The sequence below is a fragment of the Sphingomonas sp. P3_C5 genome (genome assembly GCF_056402635.1).
In genome coordinates this window covers 23,092-29,813 of sequence record NZ_JBFUHA010000020.1, presented here as the reverse complement: position 1 = coordinate 29,813, position 6,722 = coordinate 23,092, and the positions used below count along the sequence as shown (strand labels likewise).

Here is a 6,722-nt window from a genome sequence, read left to right as displayed (position 1 = left end):
GGCAGCGACAGCTATTTCGTGGACGATGCCGCCGACACGGTGTTCGAAGCGAATACCGGCGGCGTCGATTACGACACCGTGGTGGCCACGGTCAGCTGGGTGCTGGGCGCAGGACAGGAAGTCGAGCGCTTGCGCGCAGGCCCGGGCACCGATCCGATCAACCTTACCGGCAATGAGTTCGGYCAGAAGATCCAGGGCAATGAGGGTGCGAAYATCCTGCTCGGCGACGGCGGCAATGACGTGATCATCGCCGGAGGCGGTGACGATACGCTCAAGGGCGGCACCGGGTTGGACAAGCTGACCGGTGGGCTCGGCGCCGACACGTTCGTGTTCGAACATGGCGGCCAGATGGACCAGATCGTCGACTTTGCCGTGGGGACCGACAAGGTCGACCTCACAGCGTTCGGCCTGACCTGGCAGGATGTGCAGGCCGCGATGACCGARAGCAACGGCAACACCATCCTCACCCTGGGCGGCGGCGATTCGGTGATCTTCGCTGGGGTGTCCGAGACATCGCTGAGCGCGAGCGACTTCCTGCTGGGCGGCAACATTCTCAGCAACACCCTCCAATCCGACATGTGGGATGGTGGCAGGGACGATATGCTCCACGCCCACATCCAAACGTCACACGCAATGTTCGAGTGGCATATGCTGTAACGCGCGCTTTTTCTGACGGGTGCAATGTGAGAACCCCAAAACCGTCACCAAAACCCGGGCTTCAGCGCAGTGGCCAGGTCCAGATCACCAGCGGCGTGCCGACCAGCACGACGAGCACCGACAGCGGCGCGCCCAGCCTCGCATAGTCGCTGAACCTGTAGCCGCCCGGCCCGAACACCAGCGTGTTGCACTGGTGCCCGATCGGGGTGAGGAAATCGCATCCTGCCCCCATGGCCGTCGCGATCAGGAAGGCTTCGGGCCGGTAGCCGAGGTCATGCGCGAAGACGGCGGCGATCGGTGCCATCACCAGCACTGTCGCCGCATTGTTGAGGAAGGGCGTCACCGCCATCGCCGCGACCAGGATCAGCGCCACCGCGCCCCAGGGCGGCAGGGTCGCCGCGACATGCGCAAGCCAGGTTGCAATCACGTCCGAGGCGCCCGTGGTGCGCAGCGAGTCGCTGACCGGGATAAGCGCGCCGAGCATGATCAGGATCGGCCATTCGACATTGTCATAGGCCTCGCGCACCGGCAGCGCGCCGCTCGCCATGACGAGCCCGGCCGCTGCGAAGAAGGCCACTGCCACTGGTATATAGCCGCTCGCCGTCGCGGCCATCGCCACGGCGAGGATCGCGATCGGCAGCCAGCCGCGGTTCGAGCTGCCGAGCTTGATCGACCGTTCGGCGAGCGGCAGCGCGCCGAGATCGCGCAGCCGCTCCGGCAAGAGGCTGAGCGGGCCCTGGAGCACGATCACGTCGCCAGCCCGCAGCATCGTCTCGCCGAGGCGCCGGGTCAGCCGCTCGCCGCCGCGCGATACCGCGATCAGGTTCACGCCGTAGCGGCGCTGGAGGAGCATCCGTCCCGCCGTCTGGCCGATCAGCACCGAACCGATGTTCACCACTGCCTCGATGACGCCGATCTCTTCCTTCTCGGTGCCTTGGGGTACGTCGCGGTCGGCACCGGCAAGGGTGAGCCCGTCGCCCGCGACGACCCGTTCGAGCGCGTCGGGATCGCCGCCCAGGATGAGCGTATCGCCCTCGCGCAGGCAGCTATCGGGAAGTGCCGGGCTGCGCATCCCGGCGCGGAGCAGGCTGGTGATCGTCACCTCATGATCGTGCCGCTCGATAAAGCCGCCGACCGTTTCGCCGATCGCGGGCGAGCCTTCGGCCAGGGTCGCCTCGGTGACATAGCCCTTGATATCGAGCGCTTCGCCCAGCGTCGGCGCGGCACGGCGATCGCGGGGCAGCAGCCGGTAGCCGAAGCGCAGGAAGATCAGCCCGATGACGAGCAGCCCGAAGCCCGTCGGGAAATAGTCGAACATGCGAAACGGGTGCCCGGTCATCTCCTCGCGTACCCGGCTGACGATGATATTGGGCGAAGTGCCTACCAGGGTCATCAGCCCGCCGAGCAGCGAGGCGAACGACATCGGCATGAGGAAGACGGATGGGCTGGCGTCGTTCTTCTTGGCCATCTGGAAGGCGGCCGGCATCAGCATCGCCAGCGCGCCGACATTCTTGACGAAGGCCGAGGCGATGCCCACCGAGGCGGTGAGCACAAGCAATTGCGAGCGCACCCGCTTCACCCGCTTGGACACGAAGGCGAGCGCGATCTCGATCACGCCTGATCGCTGCACCGCCGCCGACATGACCAGCGCCGACCCGACGATGATGACGATGTCGTCGGAAAAGCCGGTGAACGCGTCCTTCGGCTTGACGATGCCGAGCGCGAGCGCGGCGAGCAGCGCGAGGATCGCGGTGACATCGTAGCGGAACCGACCCCAGACGAAGAGCGCCATCATCCCGGCAAGCGTGGCGATCGAAAGCATCTGGGGAAGAGTCATGCGGCCTCATGCGTGGAGCGATGAGGGCAGAACATATGACGCGGCGAGAATGTCCCCAGGCCGGCTCTCAATAGTCCTTAGATATCCTCAGGTTCGCGCTTTGCCGGCCCAGTGTGGAGATACTCGACAGCACTGATAGCCAGCGTGTCACCTGGAACTCGACCTGGGTCGCTGAATAGCCCTGACCGTCTGTAATGATCTCGGCATAGAGGCGGTGGGTGATATATTTGCCCGCCGCGATCGAGGTGCCGGCGCCGGTCTGCGGGTCGGCGGGGAGCAGGCGGAGGCGGTCGAGGCCGGCGACGCGGCGCACTGCGTTGATCGGATCGAGGCCGCCCTTGCCATTCTGCAGCGCCGCCACCGCGGCTGCGAGTTGGAGAGCCTCGGGTGCCGACAGGTTGGTGATCGACGTGCCGAACAGCAGCCGCGACAACAGCTCGTCCTCGGGCAGAGCGGGAACGCTGGTGAAGCTGATATCGGGCTTTTGCGCGAAGCCGGTGACCCGGATCGTGGCGTTGAGGCCAGTGGTGCCGGCGTTTGCTGCAATGTCGAGCGACGGGTTCGCGGGCACATCGCCGGTGAAGAGGATGCTGCCGCGCGCGAGCTGGAATTCGCGGCCGGCGAACTCATAATCGCCCTTGATCAGATCGGCGCGGCCCTTGATCGCGGGATTGTCGGGGGCACCGCCGATCTGGAGATTAGCCGACCATTCGCTGCGAAGCCCGAGGCCACTGACGATCAGCTGGCTGGGCGCGCGGGCATGGACATCGAGGCGCCACGGCTTGCGCGGCACCACATCCTCCTCGCCGCCGCCGCGCAGGTTGATCTCGCGGATGTTGAGCTGGGGCACAGCGGTCGCCGCGGTCGCCTGGCCGAGGCGGTAGCGGCTTTTGTTGAGCAGCAGATCGCCCGAGATCACCCCGCCCGACCCGTCCGACCTGATCGTGACCGGCCCCGTGGCGGTCGCGCCGATGTCGTCGCGGTTGATCAGCACTGCATTCTGCGCCTGAAGGCTGAGGTCCATGCCGAAGCCGTTAGCCGCGGCGAGATCGAAGGAGCCCGTACCGGTGACGCGCCCGCCCTTCCCGGCGTCTGCGGCGAAGGTGTCGATCACCAGCTTCGATCCGCCGAACCGGCCAGTTGCCTGGACATTGGTGAGGATCGTGCCGGTCACGCCGCTTTCGAGCCGCGCGCCCTTCGCCTGCAGCACGCCCTTGATCTGCGGATCGGACACCTTGCCGCCGAGATCAGCGGCGATCGCGACCGGGCCGCTCAGATCGAACATCTCGAGGCCGGTCAGGCGCCACAGCGTATCGGCTGGGCCGTCATAGCGGAGCTGGCCGAACAGCGGCGCGTTCTTGAACTGGGTCGCGAGGTCGCCAGATCCGGAGAGGGTGAGCAGCGCCTGGGCGCGGCCGACTGTCTTGCCGCCAGTCGCGGCGACCGCGCGCATCGCTGCCTTGCCCGGCTGGAGGATGCCGGCGAGGCCAACATCGACCGGCTGCGACGAGAGGACGAGGCCGGAGCGGGTGAGCCCTCGCACCGTCACGTCTATCCGCCCGGTCGGCGCGTTGCCATTGCCTTGCGCGTAGGAGAGCTTGCCCGATGCGGTGCCGCCGAGACCGAGCTCGGGATAGCCGATATCGAGGATCGACAGCGGCATCCGTGACATGGTCGCATCGATCGCGCTCGAGGTACCGGTGAAGCGGCCTGACACCTCGGCATTGCCGCCCGAGAAGCTCAGCTTCGTTGGGGCGAGCCGCCAGCCGTCGCCATCGCGGGTGAACAGCGCCGGGGTGACGAGCTGCACCGGCCGCCGGTCGAGCGTGCCCTGGGCCGAGACGGCGAAGCTGTCGGGCGTGACCTTGGTCACCGTCTGGATGTCGAACGCGCGGCCGCGCTGGCCTGAGAGCGAGAGGCGGATCTCGCCGGTACCGCCGCGCAGCGAGGCGTGCCCGGCGAAGCGACCAAGCGTGAGGGTGCCGCGGCGCAGCCCACCGCCGGTCATGGTCGCCTCGATCGACGTGCCCGCCGGATCGAGCAGGGCGACCGCGTCAAGATGCCCGCGCCGGAGCGTCAGGGACTCGGCCAGATGGGCGTTGTTGGCATCGAGATGGGCTTCGATCTTCTGGATCGAACCGACGGGGCTGAACAGGAGAACGCCCGACAGGCCACCGCCGGCGATATCGAGCTTGCCATCGAACCCGCCGGTCACCACCCGGAGCGCGCCCTTCGCCTCAGTGCCGCTGACATTGAGCTTCGCGATGGCGATCGTCGCGTCGCCGCCCTTGGGCAGCAGGATCTGGCCGTTGCCGCTGAACGCGCCGAGCATCGAGCCGCCGTGCGCGGTGAAGGCGAAGCCCTCCACATTCGGATCGAGATGCAGCACGACGTCGGTCAGGCCCAGAGTCGCATTGGGGCGTTCGAACACCAGATCGAGCGTGGGATGATCGATCTTGCCGTCGAGCTTCAGTTTCAGCGGACCGTAGGTCGCCTGCCGCCCGCTGCCTTCGATATGGAAGGTGCCGTCGCGACGTCGGATGCCGTTGCCGGTCAGCCGGAGCGACGGCGAGGTCAGGACGAGGTTGTTGAGGTGGAGCACACCGTCCGGCGTCAGCTCGAGCCCGGTCACGATGTGCGGCAGCCCGCCGGTGAGGGAGCGGAAGAAGGCGTTGTCGAGCCGCACAACCTGCACGGTGCCGGTGCCGACCACGCGGGTGCCGTGACCACCGGGACCGGGCACGACCTTGAGGATCGACTGGACATCGACGACGCCGAGGCCGGGGATGAGATAGCGGCCAAGCCCGCCATTGACGCCGACCTCGTACACACCGGTCCTGAGATCGAGCATCAGGTTGATCCGGGCGGTGAGCTTGTCCGACTTCACCCGCAGATCATTGCCGAGGAGGAGTTTGCTGGTGACCCGCAGCACACCATCCACGCTCAGATTGCGCAGGATGCCGCCCCCGACATCGCCGACGCCGGTGACGCGGGCCGCGGTGAGGCGGATCGGCACGATGACCGGCTGCTTCGAGAGGTGGCCGGTGCCGCCAGCGCGGACGACCTCGAAGCCGGTCTTGTCGAAGGCCACCCGATTGGCCGTCAGGCGATAGTCGAAGCGTGCGGTCGAGAAGGGGCCATCGAGGATGGCGCGGAGCTCGATCCCCTCCCCGGTCATGTTCGGGAACAACGCCGGCGGCTGAAGCAGTCGCGTCTGGATGCGGACGTTGCGGAAACTGCCTTGCCCCAGGTCGAGGGCACCGACAGCGTCGATCGCGAGCGCGGCCGAGCGGAGATTGAGCGTGCCGTCCAGCCGCCGATCGGCGAGGGTTGCCGCACCGTGGACAAGGACGCGCGGCCTGGTCAGGCGGGCCAGCTTGCCGGTGGCCAGCGACGCCGGATCGAGCACGCCCGACAGGGCGTAGGTGCCGGCATGGTTGGTCAGCCCGAGATCGACGACGCGCACCGCCCCGACATCGAGGCGGCCATTGCCGTTCCAGCTGCTCCAGGTGCCGTTGCCGGCGATATCGAGCGCGATCGGATGGGTGATGCCCGCCAGCTTCGCCAGCACGCCGCTCGCCGCGCCACGGGCATGCGCGTCGATGTCGAAGCGGTTGCGATCGGGCTCGGCATCGAGCTTGAGCGTCAGCTGGTCGCTGCCCTGGACGCGTGCCGAGAGGTCGACCAGCGCGCGGCCGGCATGGACATCGAGATGGCCGCGGATCTGCCCTGTCCGCTCGACGCCGGTGATGGCGCGGGCGACGGTCAGCCGTTCGACGCGGAGATCGCCGATCCTGATATCGAAGCCCGGCAGGATCGGCCCGGCCTTGCCGGTGCGGATCGTCTCGGGCAGCTTCACCAGGGTCGCGCGCGGGATGATCAGCCGCTGGATGACGAGCCGATTGCTCAGCCAGGCAAAGGGCTTCCAGCCGAGCTCGGCCGTGGGGGCGATGAACACCAGCCCCTTGGGATCGGAGACGCGCACATCGATCAGCGTCGCCTTGGAGAAGAGTGAGCCATCGATGCGGCCGACATGGTAGCGCAGGCCGTTCGAGGGCTTGAGCGCGGCGATCCGGTCGACCACCCAACGGTGGCCCATGTCCGAATCGAGCAGGCCCAGGCCGGCCACCAGCAGCGCCAGAGCGCCGATGACGGTCCCCGCCACCCACCGCAGCCAGCGTCGGCGCGGCTTCGCTGGCGCTGGGACCGGGGCTGGCGCCGGGTCGGT

Annotated in this window: 3 protein-coding genes; 1 reads left to right on the top strand and 2 read right to left on the bottom strand. The window is 67.7% G+C overall.

Annotated elements, in window-relative coordinates; genetic code table 11:
- Positions 1-657, top strand: a 657-nt coding sequence (locus tag AC1DVS_RS26435) for a calcium-binding protein (RefSeq protein WP_478027493.1), incomplete at its 5' end; no start/stop codon positions are given.
- Between the two features lie 61 nt (positions 658-718).
- Here AC1DVS_RS26435 and AC1DVS_RS26430 read toward each other — a convergent pair.
- Both AC1DVS_RS26430 and AC1DVS_RS26425 read right to left on the bottom strand, forming a co-directional pair.
- Positions 719-2,494, bottom strand: a complete 1,776-nt coding sequence (locus AC1DVS_RS26430; RefSeq protein ID WP_478027492.1) for an SLC13 family permease — start codon at positions 2,492-2,494, stop codon at positions 719-721.
- Between the two features lie 67 nt (positions 2,495-2,561).
- Complete coding sequence (locus tag AC1DVS_RS26425; RefSeq protein ID WP_478027494.1) at positions 2,562-6,668, bottom strand: translocation/assembly module TamB domain-containing protein; 4,107 nt, start codon at positions 6,666-6,668, stop codon at positions 2,562-2,564.
- Between the last annotated feature and the right edge of the window lie 54 nt (positions 6,669-6,722).